The sequence below is a fragment of the Actinoplanes sp. TBRC 11911 genome (assembly GCF_012933445.1).
In the GTDB taxonomy this organism is placed as follows: domain Bacteria; phylum Actinomycetota; class Actinomycetes; order Mycobacteriales; family Micromonosporaceae; genus Actinoplanes.
In genome coordinates this window covers 197,084-215,904 of sequence record NZ_JABBNC010000001.1, presented here as the reverse complement: position 1 = coordinate 215,904, position 18,821 = coordinate 197,084, and the positions used below count along the sequence as shown (strand labels likewise).

Sequence of the window (18,821 nt, the reverse complement as noted above, 5' to 3'; positions counted from 1 at the left end):
TCGACGACTGCATGGCGGATGTCGCGGAGGCGTACGGGGGAAGGATTTTGACCTGCCAGCGGTCCGGATGCGGGGCGCACTATTCACCCATGACCTCCTCCGAGCTGGGCGCTTTCCTCAAGGCCCGTCGCGCAAGCCTCACCCCGTACGCGGTCGGTCTGCCGGAGTTCGACGGCCGGCGCAAGGTGAAAGGCTTGCGCCGCGAGGAGGTGGCGCAGCTCGCCGCGATCAGCGTCGACTACTACACCCGGCTCGAACAGGGCCGCGTTCAGGCGTCCGCGGCGGTGCTCGCCACGCTCTCCCGGGCGCTGCGACTCGGCGACGACGAGGAGACTTACCTGTACGAGGTCGCCGGCAAGACGGACGCACGGCCGCGTCGCCGCCGCGGCACGCAGAAGGTGCGCCCGGCCATGCGGCGGCTGCTCGACCAGCTCACCGAGAGTCCGGCGATCGTGCTCGGCAAACGGATGGACGTGCTGGCCTGGAACCACACGGCGGCCGCGCTGTTCACCGATTTCGGGGCGCTGCCGCCGGCCCGGCGCAACTATGTGAGCCTGCTGTTCACCGAACCCGCCGTTCGCGACCTGCACCGCGACTGGCGGCACGACGCCCGGGACGCGGTGGCCGCGCTGCGGATGCAGGCGGCGGCCGATCCGGACGACCCCGAGCTGGCCCGGCTGGTGGGCGAGCTCGCGGTGCGCGACAGCGACTTCCGTGCCTGGTGGGCCGAGCGCCGGGTGAACAGCGCCAGCTACGGAACCAAGCACTACCACCATCGGGTGGTCGGCGACCTCACGCTCGACTGCGACGTCTGGGCCAGCCCGGACGGCAGCGGTCAGCAGCTCATGGTCGTCACCGCCGAACCCGGAACACCGTCGCACGACGCTTTGCGCATCCTGGCGTCGTGGACCACCTTGATAAAAGAGGATTTTTGATGAAAAAGCATGATGTGTCGTTCGACAGCGCGGGGATCTCGCTCGCGGCCCACCTCTACGTTCCCGAGGGTGCCGCAGGAAGCAGGGCGATCGTGGTCGGCCACCCCGGCAGCGGCGTGAAGGAGCAGGCCGCCGGCCTGTACGCGCGGCTGCTGGCCGAGCGGGGTTTCGTGACGCTCGCCTTCGACGCCGCCTATCAGGGCGAGTCCGGGGGAGTGCCGCGCGGGCTGGAAGACCCGGCCCACCGCGTCGAGGACTTCAAGGCCGCGGTGACCTATCTGGGCACCCGCCCCGAGGCCGACCCGGACCGGATCGGTGCCCTCGGTATCTGCGCCTCCGGCGGATACGTGCTCAACGCGGCTGCCAGCGACCACCGCATCCGGGCGGTCGCCACCGTCAGCGCCGCCGACATCGCCCGGCAGTTCCGCTTCGGCGCGGACGGCGACCAGGATCCGGCGGTCTTCCAGGGCATGCTGGACGCCGCCGCGGCGGCTCGCAGCGGCGCCGGGCCGCAGACCTTCGAGCTCTTCCCCGAGGCGCTCCGCACCGCCGGCGGGCACGCGGGTGAGGGCTACGACTACTACATGACGCCGCGCGCCCAGCACCCCCGCTCGATCAAGCAGATGTCGTGGGAGAGCGTCGACCGCATGGCGATCTTCGACTCGTACGCCGCGATCCCGCTGCTCACCCGGCCGCTGCTGATGATCGTCGGGCGCCGGGCGGTCACCTCCTGGATGACCGTCGAGGCCCTCGGGAAGGCGACCGGCCCGAAGCGGATGTCCTGGATCGAGGGTGCCAGCCACGTCGACCTCTACGACAAGAGCGAGTACGTCGGGCCCGCCGTCGAGCAGCTCACCGACTTCTACGCCGTGCTCGGGCGTAACGGGATCGGGTTGTCCGCCGGCACCACCGACCAGGCGCTCGCGGCCAGCGGTTCGAGCAACTGAGCGCACCTGCGGGTGGCCTCGTCGCCCAGGTGCCGCCACGGCGGCGCGGCCAGCTCATCGGTGAGGGTTTCCACCTTCTCGTACGCCTCCCGCCCCGCGGCCGTGGCCGACCCGTCCGCGGCGACCCAGCCCCGGCCGCGTAACCGCTCGGCGGCCGCCAGCCACTCGTCGTCCGTCCAGCCCCGCGCGGACTGCATGCTCGCCCGCAGATCGCCGCCCTCGAGCGCGACCCTCCACACCAGACTCTCGCACCCGTCGACCCCGGCGGTCAGCAACGCGGCCACGTGCCCGTCGCCACGGTGCTCGCGCAGCACCGTGGCGGCGTGCCACAGCCGCTCGACCGGGTGCGCGGGCTCGGGAAGCGCGGCGTAGGACGCGGCGAGCACCCGGCCGGGCAGATCCACGGCACGGGCGGCCGTGGACAACAGATCGGCGGCCTCGGTGACGTCCGCGCCGGACCGCAACTCGTCCAGCGCGGCACGGGCCCCGGCGGTGCGCGCCTCCAGCGCCGCCTGCGGGGTGATCCTGGTCCAGACGTCCGGGAACGCGCGCGACACCATCGCGGGCGCGAAACCGAAGAACGCGGCGATGACCGGCGCCGGGCCGACCGCGCCGAGCGGGGCCGCCCGGCCGGCGAAGTAGCGGCGCCAGAAGCCGCGCAGCCCGGCCGCCTCGAAGATGGCCGCGGAGTGCGGGGCGAAGTACGTGACCGCGTGCACCGGCTCGAAGAGAGACCACATGCGGCGCGGGACCGAGAGGGAATCCATGCCGCACGATACAACGGGCGACCCACATCACACCGTGTCACAGCGGTTCGGGCTATTCCGTCTACAGGGAATGAGACGTTGGCTGCGAGCCGGACTGATCCTGTTGATCGTCATGGAGGCGGTGGTCGGATTCTGGCAGTACGAATTCGATATAGCGGGCCTCGGACTGGGGTTTGTGGTGGCGTTGTTGTTCGCCGCGGTGAGCCTCGATCATCGGCTGCTCATCGCGTCGTTGACAGCGTTCGCCGCCTACGCCGGTGTCCATTTTGTCTACCAAGTTCTGCATTTCGATCAAGCGCGCGCGATGACCGCCGCGCTGCTCTTCGAAGTTTTGCTGGCGATCGGCCTGCTGGCCCTCGCCGGACGCGTACGGCGTCCGGCCAGCCGGCGCAATGTCGCTTTCTACGTTCTCGGTGACGACCCCCGGGTGGCGGCCGTGACCAGTAGGAACCATCGGGTGTGACGTAGCCGACGTGCGGGCCCGCGATGTCACAGACGCGGCCCCTGTTCCGTCTTAAGAACGTGGCGAAGCCAAGTAAGCAGCGCCGACCGAACCGCATTATCGCGGCGGCGGCCGAAGCCGACCAACAATATCGGGTGGCGACCCCGCTGCGGTCGCTGCTGAACAAGGTCTTCCCGGATCACTGGTCGTTCCTGCTGGGCGAGATCGCGTTGTTCTCGTTCATTGTCCTGTTGATCAGCGGGGTTTTCCTCACCATATTCTTCGATCCGTCGATGCAGCCCGTGACGTACCACGGCTCCTACACGGCATTGCGCGGAACCGAGGTTTCCCGGGCGTACGAAAGCGCACTTGATATTTCGTTTGACGTGCGCGGGGGTCTTTTCGTCCGGCAGTTGCACCACTGGGCGGCGCTGCTGTTCATGGCCTCGCTCGTGGCGCACCTGGCGCGCATGTTCTTCACCGGCGCGTTCCGCCGGCCGCGCGAGGCGAGCTGGATCATCGGCGTCGTGCTGTTCGTGCTCGGCTTCCTCGAGGGGTGGAGCGGCTACGGACTGCCGGACGACGGGCTCTCCGGCACCGGCCTGCACATCGCGCAGGGCATCATGCTGTCGATCCCGGTGGCCGGCACGTGGATCTCGGCATCGCTGTTCGGCGGCGAATACCCGGGCGACGTCATCATCACCCGGCTCAACGTGCTGCACTCGTTCGTGCTGCCGGTCGCCGTGCTGGGCGTCTTCGCGCTCCTCATCGGACTGTCGCTGAAGCAGAAGCCGGCCCAGTTCCCCGGCCCGCGGCGCACCGAGGAGAACGTGGTCGGCGAGCGGCTGTTCCCCCGGTACGCGATGAAGCGCGGCGGCCTGTTCTTCATCGTCTTCGGCGTGCTGGCGGCGATCGCGGGCCTGCTGCAGATCAACCCGATCTGGCTGTACGGCCCGTCGTCCGGCGCCAACGCGGCCTCGTCCAGCCAGCCCGACTGGTACGTGATGTTCCTCGACGGCCTGCTGCGCATCTTCCCGCCGTGGCAGATCACCATCCCGATCGGCGACGGATACTCGATCCCGCCGGTGTTCTGGCCCGGCGTCGTCCTCTTCGGCGGGATGCTCACCGCGGCCGCCTTGTATCCGCAGCTGGAACGCCGGCTCACCAAGGACAAGGGCTGGCACAACCTGCTGCAGCGACCGCGCGACGTGCCGCAGCGCACCGGCGTGGGCGCGATGGCGCTGACCTTCTACGCCGTCGCGATGATCTCCGGCGCCAACGACATCATCGCCGACAAGTTCCACATCAGCGTGAACGCGATGGTCTGGGGCGGCCGGATCGCGCTGGTGCTGGGCCCGCCGATCGCGTACTACATCACCGTGCGGATCTGCCTCGGCCTGCAGCAGCACGACCGCGAGGTGCTGGCGCACGGCATCGAGACCGGCATCATCCGCCGCTCGCCCAACGGCGGTTTCGTCGAGGTCCATCAACCCCTTTCGGACAAGCCTTTGCCGTACGCCGGTTGGGCCGTCCCCAAGAAGATGAACCGGGTGGGCGGCCTCGCGCCGGCGGTGAAGGGCTTCTTCTTCCCGGTGGAGCAGGTCCCGGACGCGAAGCCGCGCGAGGTCGAGTCGAAGAGGTGAGCTGACCAGACGGCCCGGCCACCCCCCTCTCGGGTGGCCGGGCGTTAGGGTGCTCGGATGCCTTTCCTGCCGCGGTCGACGCCGGCAGCCTCGGGGGTGTCGTCCCGCGCGATCGCCGCCTTGCTGGACCGGCTCGAACGACAGTCGGTCGAGTGTCACTCCATCATGGTCGTGCGCCGAGGTCACGTGCTGGCCGAGGGCTGGTGGGCGCCGTACTCGGCCGGCCGCCCGCACCTCCTCTACTCGCTGACCAAATCGTTCACCTCCGTCGCGGTGGGGCTCGCCATCGCCGACGGGCTGCTCTCGCTCGACGATCGGGTCGTGGACGTGCTGCCCGGCCACGTTCCGGAGGACGTCTCCGAACAAGGCCGCCGCGTCACCGTTCACCACCTGCTGTCGATGACGAGCGGGCACCGTACGGACAGCCTCGCCGAGGCCTGGCAGCTCGAACCGGACGATCTGGTGAAGGGCTTCCTGCGTGTGCCGTTCCCCGACCCGGAGGGAACCCGACACGCCTACGACAACGCGACCACCTTCCTGCTGGCCCGGATGGTGGAACGGGTGACCGGCCGCGACCTGCCGGGGCTGCTCGACGAGCGCCTGTTCGAGCCGATGGGTGTCGATCACGCCGAGTGGGACCGGGTGGCGAGCGGCGCCGCCTTCGGGTTCCACGGGCTGCATCTCACGACCGAGGCCGTCGCGGCGTTCGGCGAGCTGCTGCGGCGTGACGGCCGCTGGGGAGACCGGCAACTCGTTCCGCGCGAGTGGGTGCGGCTCGCGACCAGCCGGCACGTCGAGACGCTGCCCGCGGAGGTTGGCGGTGCGGGCGCCGATTTTCTCCGCGGATACGGGTACCAGTTCTGGATGTCCCGGCACGGCTACTTCGGGAACGGCGCCAACGGCCAGCAATGCCTGGTCGTTCCCCAGCACGACCTCGTCGTCGCCATGACCGCCGCCACGATCGACGAGCAACTCGCGCTGGACGCGATCTGGGAGTGCCTGCTGCCCGGCATGGATGACGCCGACAGCGCCCATGACGACGAGGCTCTCGCCGATCGGCTGTGGCTGCTGTCGCTGCCGCCGGTGCCCGGCGCAGCCGCCCCGGAACGCTCGGCCGAAGCGAAACTCGAGGCCTCCGCCGAGGATTCGCCGCTGGCCGGCGGCACCACGGTGTGCGTCGACCCGATCGAGGGCGGGTGGCTTGTGCGGTTCGGGTCGGAGCTCACCGTCGAGGCCGGATACGGCGATTGGCGGGAAAGTTCGCCGCTCGGCCGGCCGATCGCCACGACCGGCGCCTGGCAGGGCGACACCTTCGTCGCCGACCTCTATGTCATCACCACCCCGCACCGGGTCCGGCTGGTGATCGACGCCGATGCCGGGACGGCCACGGCGACCTGGAACACCGTGCCCCTGACCAAACCCGATCTGCTGGTGCACCTGCGGTCGCCGCTGATGACACGGCCCGACGTCGCCTGACGCGGCTACGGCAGCAGGACCACCGCGTCGCCGCCCGCGCCCTGGGTGGCGAGCTGTAACGCGGCGTTCGCCTCGGTCAGCGGGAACGTGCGCACGGGCGGGAAGCGGACGCCGCCGTCGCCGGTCATCGAGCCGAGCAGCGCCAGCTGGGCGCCGTCCGGGCGGACGACGTGGTAATGGGTCTCGATGTCGCGGGCCTCGGGCAGCGTCGAGTCGGTGATGCTGGCCAGCCGGCCGCCGTCGCGCACCACGGACATCGCGAAATCGATGCCGTCCGGGGCCGCGTTGACGGCCGCGTCGAGGCCCTGGCCCACCTCGCGCTGCCAGCCGTCCCGGGTACGGTCGACCAGCCGCACCTTGCCGTGGCCGGCGAGGCGCTCCAGGCCGCGCGGACCCGCGGTGGCCACCACCTCGGCGCCGACCAGCAGGGCGAGCTGGACGATCAGCGAGCCGGTCACGCCGCCGGCGCCGTGCACCAGCAGCCGTTCGCCGGAGTCGAGCCGCAGCACGTCGTGCAGGACCTGGTACGCGGTCAGCGCCGGCACCGGGAAGGCCCCCGCGGCCGCCTCGTCGAGCTCCTCGGGCCGGATCGCGACCGCGGTAACCGGGGCTAGCACCTGCTCGGCCCAGCACGCGCCGCGGCGCAGCGGATACACGAAGGTCATCACCGCGTCGCCGACCATGAAGTCGTCGGAGCCGGTCGCCGCGACCACCCCGGCCGCCTCGACGCCCAGGGCGTGCGGCAGCTCCAGCCCGCTGGCCCAGTCCTCGACGCGCATGATGTCGTCCCAGCTCGCCACCCCGGCGGCGCGGACGTCGATGAGCACCTCGTCGTGGGCCGGCGCGGGCGGGCGGGGCAGGTCGAGCGGGCGTACCTCGCCCGACGGTTCGGCGATTCCGGCAGCGCGCACGGCGGCCCCTCCTCAGCGGGTTCGCGTGGCCGGCTCCCGGACGTAGGTCGCGGTCAGCTCGTACACCAGGTCGGCCATCTCCTTGGGCGGCACCGAGCAGCCGTCGTGCAGCCACGACTTCAGCAGCAGGAACATCCCCCCGCTACGGTAGTCGATCACATAGCCGAGCAGTGGGGGAGAAGCGATGTCCTCCCGCCCGTAGCGGGTGAACATATACATCAGGTCGGAAATGTGCAGCCGGATGCGGTCCATCAGCCGGTCCCGGTCCTCCAGCCGCATCACCAGCTCCAGGGACCCCGCGTGCCGGCGCCACTCCTCGAACGCCGCGACGAACAGCTCGCGCAGGCCGGTCCGGTGGGGGTGCGAGGGCGCCGGCACGAGAGCCGCGCGGATGCTGTCGAAGATGTCGTCGATGTGGCTCAGCAGCAGATCTTCCTTGGACGTGAAGTGCAGGTAGAACGCCTGCCGGGACACGTCCGCGTGGGCCGCTATCTGACTGACGGTGACCTTCGACAGCGACTCGCGCCGCAACAGGTCGATGATCGACTCCTGGAGCACCTTGCGGGTCCGGCGGGACCGGCGATCCTGGCTCATGAAAGGTGATCCCCCGCGGCTGCGTGTTCCAGTTTCTCCGGCGCGCGCACGATGTCGATGGTCTCGATGCGCCCGCCGCCGGTGCCGAACGACACCACGAAGTCCAGGTGGTCGCCGTCGTAGCGGGCGATGCCCAGCACCCCGTTGACCATGACGAGGTCGGCGCGCCGGTCCGGGACGTACCGGGCCAGCAGCCCGAGGATGAACCGGGCCACCTTCTCCGCGCCCTGGACCGGGCGCCGGGCCGCGCTGACCTGGCCGCCGCCGTCCGACGTCGCGACGACGTCGTGGTCCAGCAGCGAGACCAGCCCGTTCAGGTCCCCGCCGGCGGCCGCCGCGAGGAACGCCGACACCGTCCTCTTGTGCTCGTCCGCGTCCACCTTCAGCCGCGGCGTGCTGGCCTGCACATGGCCGCGCGCCCGCGACGCCAGCTGCCGGACCGCCGCGGGCGTGCGGCCGACCACCGAGGCGACGTCCTGGAACGGCATCGCGAACAGATCGTGCAGTACGAACGCCGTACGCTCGGCCGGGGTCAGCGACTCCAGCACCACCAGCAGCGCGTAACTGACGCTGTCGTCCAGGGTGACCCGGTCGGCCGGGTTCGACTCGCTCGGCAGGCGCTCCACGATCGGCTCCGGCAGCCACGGCCCCACGTAGGTCTCGCGGCGCATCCGGGTCGAGCGCAGCGTGTCGAGCGCGGCCCGGGCGACCGCCACGGTGGCCCACGCCTCGACGTCGAGCACCCGGTCCCGGCGGTCCGCGCCGACCAGCTTCAGCCAGGTGTCCGAGACGGCGTCCTCCGCGTCGCTGTACGTGCCCAGCACCGAGTACGCCACGCGGATCAGCCGCGGGCGTGCGGCGTCGTACGCCTGCGCTAGTTCCTCTTCACGGCCCACGGCTCGTTCGCCCCCCTCCGGACTTTTCACCCTGTGGACGAGGCAGAGCCGCGAGAAGTGACATGAACGCCCAGCATGTGACGGCTGCCTCTTTCGGCCGAGGGTAAACCGGCGGTGACATTCGTGGGTCGGCCGGTCCGCCGTATTGTCTAGGCAGTTCCTGCTCGCCCTTTTCGTCGGAGGGGTACGCCGTGCCCATGGCCACGCCGGTCGTCCAGTCGCTGCCGCGGCAGATCCGCGAGTACATCCTCGAGGGGATCGTCAGCGGCCGCTGGAAGCCGGGCGAGCGGATCGTCGAGCGGGGGATCGCGGCCGAGCTGGACGTCAGCCAGACCCCGGTCCGGGAGGCGCTGCGCGAGCTTGAGGTGCTGCGGCTGATCGAGTCGGCACCGAACAAGGGGGTCCGGGTCCGCAACCTGTCCGCGGCCGATCTCGAGGAGATCTACCCGGTGCGGGCCGGCCTGGAGCAGCTCGCGGCGACGCTGGCCGCGCCGCGGCTGTACGAGGCCGTCACGGTGCTGGAACCCGAGGTCGCGGCGCTGTACGAGGCCGATCGTCTCGGCGACGGCGCGGCGCAGGTCCGGCATACCGTGGCCTTCCACCGCGAACTGGTGCGCGCCTCCGGCAACAGCGTGCTGCTGCACACCTGGGAGTCGCTCGGCATCGAGGTGTGGACGACGCTGGCGATCCGGTGGCTGGGCACCCGGCAGCAGTCGTACGCGGAGGAGCACGAGGCCGTCGTGGCCGCGTTCCGGCGGCGCGATCCCGAGGTCGCCGAGCTGGTCCGGGCCCACGTCCTGGGGTGCGCTCCGCAGCTTTGAGGGTGTCACGCCCCGGGGCTTTGATCGATCATCGATCAGAGCTAGAGTTTGCGGGGACACACGTGGAAGGCGGCGAATGATGAGTGAGCTCGACCAGATCCCGGACCGCGACCCGGAGGAGACGGCTGAGTGGGCCGAGTCCCTCGACGCCGTGACGGCGGCGGCCGGGCCGGAGCGCGCCGCCTATCTGATGCGCCGCACCCTGGAGCACGCCGGTCTGCTGCTGCCCCCGTTACTCGGCACGGACTATCTGAACACGATCTCCACCGCCGCCGAGCCGGCCTTCCCCGGCGACGAGGAACTGGAACGGCGCATCACCGCCTGGAACCGCTGGAACGCCGCCGCGATGGTCACCCGCGGCAGCAAGCTCGGCCTGGGCGGCCACATCGCCACGTACGCCTCGGCCGCGTGGCTCTACGAGATCGGCTTCCAGCACTTCTTCCGCGGCAAGGAGGCGGACGGCTCCGGCGACCAGCTCTACTTGCAGGGGCACGCGTCGCCCGGCATCTACGCCCGCGCGTTCCTCGACGGGCGGCTCAGCGAGGGCCAGCTCGACCGGTTCCGGCAGGAGGCCGGCGGCGACGGCCTCCCGTCGTACCCGCATCCCCGCCGGCTGCCGTGGCTCTGGGAGTTCCCCACCGTCTCGATGGGCCTGGGCCCGATCTCCGCTATCTACCAGGCGCGTTTCAACCGCTATCTGCAGAACCGCGACATCAAGGACACCTCCGGCTCGCACGTGTGGGCGTTCCTCGGCGACGGCGAGATGGACGAGCCGGAATCGACCGCCGCGCTCGCCCTGGCCGGTCGCGAGGGCCTGGACAACCTCACCTTCGTGATCAACTGCAACCTGCAGCGACTCGACGGTCCGGTCCGCTCCAACTTCAAGATCGTCCAGGAGCTCGAGTCGCAGTTCCGCGCCGCCGGGTGGAACGTCGTGAAGTCGCTCTGGGGCTCGGCGTGGGACGAGTTGTTCGCCCTCGACACCACCGGTGCGCTGGTGCGCCGCCTCGGCGAGGTGCCCGACGGTCAGTTCCAGACATACGCCGCTCGAGATGCCTCGTACATCCGGGAGCATTTCTTCGGCTCAAGCCGCGATTTGTCGGATTTGTCCGCCAAGCTGAGCGACGCCAAAATTCTCGAGACCTTCCACTCCTCGCGCGCGGGTCACGAGCCCCGCAAGGTGTATGCGGCGTACCAGGCCGCCGTGGCTCACCAGGGCGCGCCGACGGTGATCCTCGTGCAGACCGTCAAGGGCTACACGCTCGGCCCCGGCTTCGAGTCGCGCAACGCCAACCACCAGATGAAGAAGCTGACCGGCGACGAGTTCCGCGCGCTGCGCGACCTGCTCGAACTCCCGATCCCGGACAGCAAGCTCGGCGACGATCTGGTTCCGTACGTTCATCCCGGCGCCGATTCCCCGGAGGTTCGTTATCTCCGGGAGCGCCGCGCCGCCCTCGGTGGACCCGCTCCCGCCCGGCGGGTCCACCCAGTGGCGCTCCCGGCGCCGTCGCCGAAGCCGTTCGAGGCCCTGGCCAAGGGCTCGGGCACCCAGGAAATCGCGACAACCATGGCCTTCGTACGCCTCATCAAGGACCTGATGCGCGACAAGGAGACCGGCAAGCGATGGGTCCCGGTGGTCCCGGACGAGGCACGCACCTTCGGCATGGAGTCGTTGTTCCCCACCGCCGGTATCTATTCGCCGTCCGGGCAGACCTACGACCCGGTCGACCGGGACATGCTGCTGTACTACAAGGAAGCCACCGACGGGCAGATCCTCAACGAGGGCATCACCGAGGCCGGGTCGATGGCCGACTTCACCGCGGCGGCCACGTCGTACGCCACGCACGGCGAGCCGATGATCCCGTTCTACATCTTCTACGCGATGTTCGGCTGGCAGCGGACCGCCGATCAGATGTGGGCGCTCGCCGACCAGCTGGGGCGCGGGTTCCTCATCGGGGCCACCTCGGGCCGCACCACGATGACCGGGGAGGGGCTGCAGCACGCGGACGGGCACTCGCACCTGATCGCGTCCACCAACCCGGCGGCGGTCGCCTACGATCCCGCGTTCGCGTACGAGATCGCCGTGATCGTGCGGGACGGGCTGCGCCGGATGTACGGGCCCGCCGCGGAGGACGTCTTCTACTACCTGACGGTCTACAACGAGCCGAAAGTGCAGCCCGCGATGCCGTCGGACCCCTCCATCGAGGAGGGCATCATCAAGGGCCTGTACCGGTCCCGGCCGGCCGCCGCGCCGGCCGAGGCGGACGCGCCGCGCACCCAGTTGCTCGCGTCCGGCACGGCCATTCACTGGGCCCTCGAGGCGCAGCGGCTGCTCGCGTCCGACTGGGGCGTGGCGGCCGACGTCTGGTCCGCGACCTCGTGGACCGAACTGCGGCGGGACGCGCTGGCCTGTGACGCCGCGCGGCTCGACGGCGAGGACCGGATCCCGTACGTGACCAAGGCCTTGGACGGCGCGCCCGGCCCGGTGATCGCGGTCAGCGATTGGATGCGGGCGGTGCCCGACCAGATCAACCAGTGGGTGCCGCAGGAGTGGCACTCGATCGGCACGGACGGCTTCGGGCTGTCCGACACGCGCGAGGCGGTCCGCCGGCATTTCGGGGTCGATCCGCAGTCGATCGTGGTGGAGACGCTCGCGGTGCTGGCCCGGCGCGGTGAGGTCAAGCCGTCCGCGGTCCAGGAGGCGCGTCAGAGATACTTCGGCTGAGCCGGTCCGATGTGTGTGGCCCGCCGGTCGTGATCAATTGAACGGCGGGCGATCCACTCCGTAATAGGCGTGAATCTGCGACATCCGGAGCTCCATCCGGGCCACGATCATCACCAGCGTGGCGAGCTCGGCGACGCAGCCGGTGAAACCCCACCACATTTCACCGGCCGGCGCGAATTGCGCCAGCAAGCCGAGCGCGCCCAGGAAAAGGGCGCCGACGACCAGGCCGTAGGTGAGTTCGCGCTGGAGCCGGTGCCACATTTCCTGCGGCTGCCGGTCGCCGCCGAAATGCGAGATCGGCGAATACTTGATCGTGCTGTAGACACCCGCGGCGACCGACAGGAAAAGGGCCGAGAGCCAGCCGTTCCAGGCAGCGACGTGCCCCAGGAAGTAGGCCGGCGGGATCTCCAGGCTGGCGATCAGGAAGGGCGCCGAGCAGTCGACGAAGGACGGCGCCCAGCGGAGCACGATGCTCATCGACAGGTAGTAGTAGAACGTGCACGCGAACAGCAACAACAGGCTGGCGCTCTGCACGGCGATCAGCGGGGACGGCGCCGGAAACGTGTTCTGCGCGAGGAGCCCGAGCGCGACGCCGAGAATGATGCTGATGATCGTGATGAAGCTGGTCGGCGAGACCTCCAGCGAGCGCCTTGTGAGAACCTCGCCGCTGATCGCCTCCAGGGCGCCACCGCGCGTCGATCCGTCGCTCAGCAATTCGCTTGAGTGAGTGATCGATAACGTTATGTGTTCTTGTTCCGGGCCGCCGAGATTCCGCGAATCAAGTGTCACGCCAAGCATGATGCACCCCTTGTCAATAGACCAAAATTAATTGATCACGCGGGGCTTTGTGCCGGGGCGTGCCCGAAATACATGAGTTCCCAAATGGCTTCGTCGGCGAACGTTTCGACAAGGCGGCCGCCCTTGTGGTGCTCGATCGTGAGCAGGCCGGCGAAACGCAGATAGGCCCCGTCGAAGCCGGTCAGCCGGGCCGCCGTGCGCTTCAGCCACGGCAGGTCCTGGACCAGCCAGTTGCGGGCCAGGTCGCGCTTGCGGTCGAAGCTCACGACGTAGCGGTCGTCGCCGTCCACATAGGTGTATCGCACCACGCCCGCCACCGGCTTGCCGGTCTTGCCGTCGGCATACACGTCGCGGCGCTCGAAGGTCAGCTTCGCCGGGTCGTCGCCGATGATCCGGCCGTCGCGGGCCAGCATGAAGATGGGGATCTCGTCGTCCTCGACGCCGGTGATGAAGGAGGCGATGACCGTGTGCGGTCCGGCGTGCCCACGACCCCAATACCAGTCGTGGATAATCCGCTGAAGCCCGACGTTGCCCCAGTTGTGGTCGTGGTAGCCGATACCGGTCGTCTCGTGGCGCTCGCCGTCGACGGTGTAGGAACCGCGCACGGTGCCCTGCGGGACGGCGGGTAACCAGTTGAACTCGTACGCCTGCCTCTCCCCGAAGAGCATGTGCCCGGTTCGGGGACGCCACGCGGGGACGTCCGAGGTCAGCGTGAAGTCGACGTGGGTGCCGCCGGCGGTCGCCTCGACCCGATACTCCACCAGCTTCTCACCCCGGAAACGATTCAACGGCCCCATCCGTACGTCCGTACGCCCGCTCGCGGCCGACCACTCCGCCGCCGGGATCGCGATCGTGTGATGGGACAGCGTGCCGTCCGGCAGTTCCACGTCGACCCGTAACTGCGGGGACAACGGGCTGTTCGCCGCGCCCAGATCCTTGTTCATGAACACCACCACGACCTTGGCGCCGTCGTCGAGATGGGCGTCGAAATACCACCATTCGTACGAGCCGGCGGCGCCGTCGGTGCGGGCGCCGTCCTCCCATTCCCGTACGTGCCGGGGGTCCAGACCGAAGCGTGCGTAGTCGTCGCTGAGCATGTGGGTTCCCTTCCGAAAACCCGAGCGTATGAGCCCTTTGACGTACGCCGATGTCACTTCGCGGGGTTCGACAGCTAGGTGACAGACTTGTCGATGTGTCGCGCGGCGCGTCCCCGGATCGGCGATCTCAGTGTGTCTGCAGCCAGGTCAGCAGGGCGGCGAAGGCCGGTGACATCGCCGTGTCGGACGCCGTGATGGTGGTGGAGTCGTCGCCGTCCTCGACGGTGATCGTGTAGCTCATCGCGTCCCGGGCGTTCCCAGATTTTTCCGGCGCCGCTTCCGCCCTGGCGGCCGTCACCAGATCTCGTAGCTGCGCGGTCGCCTCGGCCGGCAACCGGTCGCTGTCGAGCACGCGGGGGGGCAGCCGCATGTTGATCGCGGCTGCCTGCCCGCCGTGGGTCGCCAGCACGACCCGCATCTAGCCGCTCACCCGGATGCCCACCTCGGCCCACGCCTCCTTGACCGCCTGCTGCTCCCGCGCACCATACAACTGATCCGCCTTGCGGAACGTCGTCTCGGCGAAGTCCTGGAACTGCGTGGTGGGGGTGGAGGCTTTCAACGACTCGTACCAGATGTGGCCCGGCGCGTCCCAGGACTTGCCGCCGATCCCGACCGCTACCAGGTAGAACGCCTTGTTCGGGATGCCCGAGTTGATGTGCACGCCGCCGTTGTCGCCCTCGTCGGTGTCCGGCAGATTGGCGAAGCGGTCCATGTGGTCGGGTTGCGGGTCCTTGCCGAACAGCTTGTTGTCGAACGCGGTCCCCGGTGCCTTCATCGACCGCAGTGCGTCGGCGTCGATGTGCGGGGTGAAGATCTCGGGGCCGATCAGCCAGTCCGCCTGATCCGCCGTCTGCCCGAGTTTCCACTGCTTCGCCATCGAGCCGAAAACGTCGGACATCGATTCGTTCAGCGCGCCGGACTGGAAGTGGTACTCCAGGTTCGCGGTGTGCTCGGTGACGCCGTGGGTCAGCTCGTGCGCGATGACGTCCGTCGATCCGGTGAAGTCGGTGAAGACCTGCCCGTCGCCGTCCCCGAAGACCATCTGCTGGCCGTCCCAGAACGCGTTGTTGTATTGGATGCCGCGATGCACGTACCCCAGCAGCCGCATGCCACGGTCGTCGATGGAGTTGCGCTGGAACACCTCGCGGTAGAACGTCCGGGTCGTGCCGAAGCCGTCGAAGGCCTGGTTGACCGACGCGTCGGGGACGGTCGCGTCGTCCTCGGAGCGGACCAGCCTGGCCAGCGGCAGGAACGTCGAGTGGTCGCAGTCGAAGATGCTCCGGCGCCCGTCGGCGGGCGTGGCCAGGGCACCGGCGATCAGCCCGCGCACGTTGCGTTCGCCGCGTAACTGAGCCGTGGTGAGCAGGGTGGACAGGGCGGACTGCCGGATGTCCACGTTGTCGCTGTCGAGGAGCCTGGTCAGGATGTAAGGCGGGGTAATGCAGCTGATGGACATGGTGCACCTCGGATCGCGTTGAGCTAGACCTTCGATACTCTCAGTGATCAACGAGCGGGTCAGTCCTCATTCGGACAGTGGTACGGCTTTCGATTCGGGGAAGCGCTTCCCCCAATGTTTTCCATATGACGCGTATCCGCGTACGTGGGGATTGAGAAAGCGCTTCCTTGGTGCCGATACTCCTCCCACCCCTTTACATGGAGGAGTGTCGATGTATAGATCCCCACGACTGATGGCTGCCGCCCTGGTGGCGGCCGTGGTGGTGCTGGCGCCGAGCCCCGCCCAGGCCGCCACCGTCACCGTCCAGGCCGAGTCCTACGCGGCGCAGTCCGGCGCGCAGGTCGAGGCCACCGCGGACAGTGGCGGCGGGCAGAATGTCGCCTACCTCGCCAACGGCGACTGGTTACGCTACGACGGCGTCGACCTGGGCGGAGCGGGCACGCTGACCGTCTCCGCGCGGGTGGCGTCGGCGGTCGGCACCGGCAGTGTCGAGCTGCGCACGTCCAGCGTCACCGGCCCGCTGCTGGCACAGTTCCCCATCGCGGCGACCGGCGGCTGGCAGTCCTGGACCACATTGACCGCCACCATCGCCAGCCATCCGACCGGCGCGCAGATCGTGTTCGCGGTGCTGCGCAACACAACCGGCGGCGATTTCGTGAACGTCAATTGGTTCTCGTTCGGCGACGGCGCCCCCGCCGACTCGGGCGCCGGCTGGATCGCGGTCGACGCGGCCGCCTGGAACGCACAACTGGCTCAATTCAACGGCCTGACCCCAAAACCGGTGCCGGCCAATGCCGTACGCGTGTCCGAGTTCAACGCCACCTGCGCGTACAGCCACTCCCACCCGGACGATCCGATCATTTTCCCCGGGCTGCCCGGGGCGTCGCACATGCACAGCTTCCTGGGCAATAACGGTGCCGACGCGTACACGACGACCGGCAGTCTCCTGGCGAACGCTGGCACGACCTGCCGCCCGGCACCGGACCTGTCGGCGTACTGGATTCCCACGCTGTACCAGAATGACCGCGCCCTGGAGCCCAAGGACGTCGTGGTCTACTACGGCTCGCGGCTGACCGATCCGTCGCGGACCGTGCCGTTCCCGCAGGGCTTCCGCATGATCGCCGGCGACGCGAAGCTGCAGACCCCGACGCCGGCCGGTTCGGTGAACGCGTTCTATTGCGCCGGCCCGGGCGGCGAGACAGGCCGGAGCACGGACGGCAATTGGCCGGTGTGCGCGCCGACGGCGAACCTGATGTTCCATCTGGTGTTCCAGGATTGCTGGGACGGCAAGCACCTGGACAGCCCGACCCACAAGGCGCACGTTTCTTATAGTTACGACGGCACGTGTAAGGGTGATTATCCGGTGGCCATTCCTAACTTGTCGTTCCTGATCTCGTATCCGACGAGCGGTTCGGCGGCGGGCTTCCGGCTGGCCTCTGGAATGGCGTCTTCGATGCATGGGGATGCGTTTTTCGCGTGGGAGAATTTGGCGCAGTCGCAGCGCGTGAAGAATTGCATCGTCCAAAAGGCGAAGTGCAACACGGACGGCAACTTCTGATTCCCGGTATGCCGCTTTGTAGACCGGGAGGGTCGCCCCCGTCCGGCGGCCCTCCCGGCTTAGCCTCTGCGTTTCCACCGGAAGGCACTTTGATTCGGAGTGTCATCCAACGGCAGCGGCTCATGATGTTCGTTTGTCATAAAGCCCGCAACGCTGCGGGACCTGACGCGCAGCCGGTGTTGACCGCAAAGCTCGTTCCGCACCATGCCAGTCAGGGACGCGCGCGGTCCTGCGCGCGCCAGCCCTCTCTGTCCCATGCGTTCCCCAGTCTGTCCCGACGGTTCCCGGGTGCACCGCATCTGGCCGCGCCGTCGTCGTGCCCTGCGTGTCGACCTGCTGGCATTAATCCGAATGGCCGACCCCCAATTACGCCGAACGGCATATTTTCATTTCGGCATGATCGAAAGAGCCTTCCAGGAAGCGATCAAGCTCGGCCGCTGGAATAATTCCCTCATGCGGCAGCTCCAACTCTTCACCTCGGCCCAATTAGCCACCATGCGCGACCGGACAAAATCGCGCAACTATTCCGCTGAGCGCGACGATTTCCGCCGCGAACACGAACGCCACCGCGCATGGGGCTTGACCCAACGCCACGCCGAAAAATTGCGCCGCATCCGCAGTGCACAGACAACAAAACCAGCCGAAAACCCGAGAAGCCCGCGCCCGCCGGCCCGCCGTGAAACCGCGCCCCCGCCGCGTCCCCGCTCTTCACCCTCGGCAAAGGCACCTCCAGCCGTTCGCCCCGTGCGGCCGGTCGCCCGCGCCGCGCCGGCGGCGGTCGCCTCTGCCGCTGGGTCGCCGGTCGTCCGCACCGAGACGACTCCCGTTGCCCCCGCCAGGCCGTCTTCGGTTGCTCCTGCCAGGCCCCCTTCGGTCGCTCCTGCCAGGCCGTCTTCGGTTGCTCCTGCCAGGCCCCCTTCGGTCGCTCCTGCCACGCCGCCTCCGGTCGTCGGCGCCGCGACGTCTTCGGCTGTCCACGTCGCGCCTTCCGCAGACGTCCCCGCCGCGTCGTCTCCGGTCATCCGGGCCGAGGCGTCTCAGGTTGTGCCTGCCGCGTTCTCTCCAGTTGCCGCCGACACGGCGTCTCAGCCTGTGAGCGCCGCGCCGTCTCCAGTTGCCGCCGCGGGGTCTCGGATTGTGCGTGCCGCGCGGCCGCCGATCATTGCCGCCGCGCCGTCTCGGGTCGTTGATGCCATGCCGTCGGCGGATAGCGCGCCGTCGCCGGCCATCGACCGTGCCGCGCCTTCGCCGGACACCCATCGGAGGTCCGCGCCGGCGCGCACGGCGAAGGCCTACACGGCGCGTAACGCAGAGCCCGGCGAGCCGATGTCGCCTTCCGGTCACGGCCGGCCGCTGCGAGTTGGTCACGCCGCACGTCAGCCGCTCGCAGATCAACCACCCGACCGCACACGTTCCACGGAAGCGCAGACGGCAGGCGGTGGCGAGCCGAAAGCCAAACCCAAACCCGCCCTACTCACCGGCCCGCTACAGCGATCGAAAGCGGCCGCCGCCCGCAACCCAGTCCGGGCGTCGGCACACCGCGAGCACGAAGCTGTTGCGGAATCGCGCTCGACGCTGGAGACAGGCAGCGCGGCTAGCGCACGAGGAGGTGGGAGTCAGTCGTCAGTCGTCAACGGCCGACCTCGACAATCCGGCAGACCGAAAGCTCGGCCACCGCCACACGCGTCAATCAAAAGCCTAGTGGCCCGTCGCCAATAGAACGACCGCCCGCGTGCCCCGATCACTTCTTGAGAG

Annotated in this window: 16 protein-coding genes; 8 read left to right on the top strand and 8 right to left on the bottom strand. The window is 69.1% G+C overall.

All coding sequences use genetic code 11. The annotated features are described in order from the left end of the window. Positions 1 to 89: 89 nt before the first annotated feature. Positions 90 to 935, top strand: a complete 846-nt coding sequence (locus tag HH310_RS00925) for a helix-turn-helix domain-containing protein (protein ID WP_169173424.1) — start codon at positions 90 to 92, stop codon at positions 933 to 935. Next, a complete protein-coding gene (locus tag HH310_RS00920) occupies positions 935 to 1,882 on the top strand; it encodes an alpha/beta hydrolase (protein WP_169173423.1) in 948 nt (315 codons plus the stop codon). Before HH310_RS00925 ends, HH310_RS00920 begins: the two co-directional genes overlap by 1 nt. Here HH310_RS00920 and HH310_RS00915 read toward each other — a convergent pair. Continuing rightward, positions 1,798 to 2,622, bottom strand: a complete 825-nt coding sequence (locus tag HH310_RS00915; RefSeq protein WP_211191648.1) for an SCO6745 family protein — start codon at positions 2,620 to 2,622, stop codon at positions 1,798 to 1,800. The genes HH310_RS00920 and HH310_RS00915 overlap by 85 nt on opposite strands. A 97-nt stretch (positions 2,623 to 2,719) precedes the next feature. Between HH310_RS00915 and HH310_RS00910 the strand changes: the two genes are divergently transcribed. From HH310_RS00910 to HH310_RS00900, 3 genes are read left to right on the top strand one after another with little or no spacing between them, the layout of a single operon-like run. Next, complete coding sequence (locus tag HH310_RS00910) at positions 2,720 to 3,112, top strand: hypothetical protein (protein ID WP_169173421.1); 393 nt, start codon at positions 2,720 to 2,722, stop codon at positions 3,110 to 3,112. Between the two features lie 23 nt (positions 3,113 to 3,135). Continuing rightward, the gene (locus HH310_RS00905) at positions 3,136 to 4,734 is read left to right on the top strand and encodes a cytochrome bc complex cytochrome b subunit (RefSeq protein WP_169173420.1); all 1,599 of its coding nucleotides are present in this window, start codon (positions 3,136 to 3,138) and stop codon (positions 4,732 to 4,734) included. 57 nt (positions 4,735 to 4,791) lie between these two features. Continuing rightward, entirely contained in the window at positions 4,792 to 6,210 is a 1,419-nt protein-coding gene (locus tag HH310_RS00900; protein WP_211191597.1) for a serine hydrolase, read from the top strand. 5 nt (positions 6,211 to 6,215) lie between these two features. Here the strand turns inward: HH310_RS00900 and HH310_RS00895 are convergent, their stop codons facing one another. From HH310_RS00895 to sigJ, 3 genes are read right to left on the bottom strand one after another with little or no spacing between them, the layout of a single operon-like run. Then, positions 6,216 to 7,121, bottom strand: coding sequence for an NADP-dependent oxidoreductase (locus HH310_RS00895; RefSeq protein WP_169173419.1), 906 nt, complete (start codon positions 7,119 to 7,121; stop codon positions 6,216 to 6,218). Between the two features lie 12 nt (positions 7,122 to 7,133). Further along, positions 7,134 to 7,715, bottom strand: a complete 582-nt coding sequence (locus HH310_RS00890; protein WP_169173418.1) for a TetR/AcrR family transcriptional regulator — start codon at positions 7,713 to 7,715, stop codon at positions 7,134 to 7,136. Continuing rightward, positions 7,712 to 8,611, bottom strand: a complete 900-nt coding sequence (gene sigJ / locus HH310_RS00885) for an RNA polymerase sigma factor SigJ (RefSeq protein WP_211191596.1) — start codon at positions 8,609 to 8,611, stop codon at positions 7,712 to 7,714. The genes HH310_RS00890 and sigJ overlap by 4 nt, the downstream gene beginning before the upstream one ends. 197 nt (positions 8,612 to 8,808) lie before the next feature. Here sigJ and HH310_RS00880 point away from each other — a divergent pair, with 197 nt between their 5' ends. Both HH310_RS00880 and aceE read left to right on the top strand, forming a co-directional pair. Further along, a complete protein-coding gene (locus HH310_RS00880; protein WP_169173416.1) occupies positions 8,809 to 9,432 on the top strand; it encodes a GntR family transcriptional regulator in 624 nt (207 codons plus the stop codon). A 79-nt stretch (positions 9,433 to 9,511) separates the two neighbouring features. Beyond that, a complete protein-coding gene (aceE, locus tag HH310_RS00875) occupies positions 9,512 to 12,157 on the top strand; it encodes a pyruvate dehydrogenase (acetyl-transferring), homodimeric type (protein ID WP_396027483.1) in 2,646 nt (881 codons plus the stop codon). A 33-nt stretch (positions 12,158 to 12,190) separates the two neighbouring features. On the opposite strand, the gene HH310_RS00870 is transcribed toward aceE, so the two are convergent. From HH310_RS00870 to HH310_RS00855, 4 genes are all read right to left on the bottom strand, one after another. Beyond that, entirely contained in the window at positions 12,191 to 12,871 is a 681-nt protein-coding gene (locus tag HH310_RS00870; protein WP_169173414.1) for a hypothetical protein, read from the bottom strand. A gap of 119 nt (positions 12,872 to 12,990) precedes the next feature. Continuing rightward, positions 12,991 to 14,052 (bottom strand): lipocalin-like domain-containing protein, encoded by a 1,062-nt coding sequence (locus HH310_RS00865; RefSeq protein WP_169173413.1) that lies wholly within the window; start codon positions 14,050 to 14,052, stop codon positions 12,991 to 12,993. 127 nt (positions 14,053 to 14,179) lie between these two features. Then, positions 14,180 to 14,470, bottom strand: a complete 291-nt coding sequence (locus HH310_RS00860) for a protealysin inhibitor emfourin (protein WP_169173412.1) — start codon at positions 14,468 to 14,470, stop codon at positions 14,180 to 14,182. After that, positions 14,471 to 15,508, bottom strand: a complete 1,038-nt coding sequence (locus HH310_RS00855; protein ID WP_169173411.1) for a M4 family metallopeptidase — start codon at positions 15,506 to 15,508, stop codon at positions 14,471 to 14,473. Between the two features lie 232 nt (positions 15,509 to 15,740). Here HH310_RS00855 and HH310_RS00850 point away from each other — a divergent pair, with 232 nt between their 5' ends. After that, on the top strand, positions 15,741 to 17,066 hold the full coding sequence (locus HH310_RS00850) for a DUF1996 domain-containing protein (protein WP_169173410.1): 1,326 nt from the start codon (positions 15,741 to 15,743) through the stop codon (positions 17,064 to 17,066). The last annotated feature ends 1,755 nt before the right edge of the window (positions 17,067 to 18,821 follow it).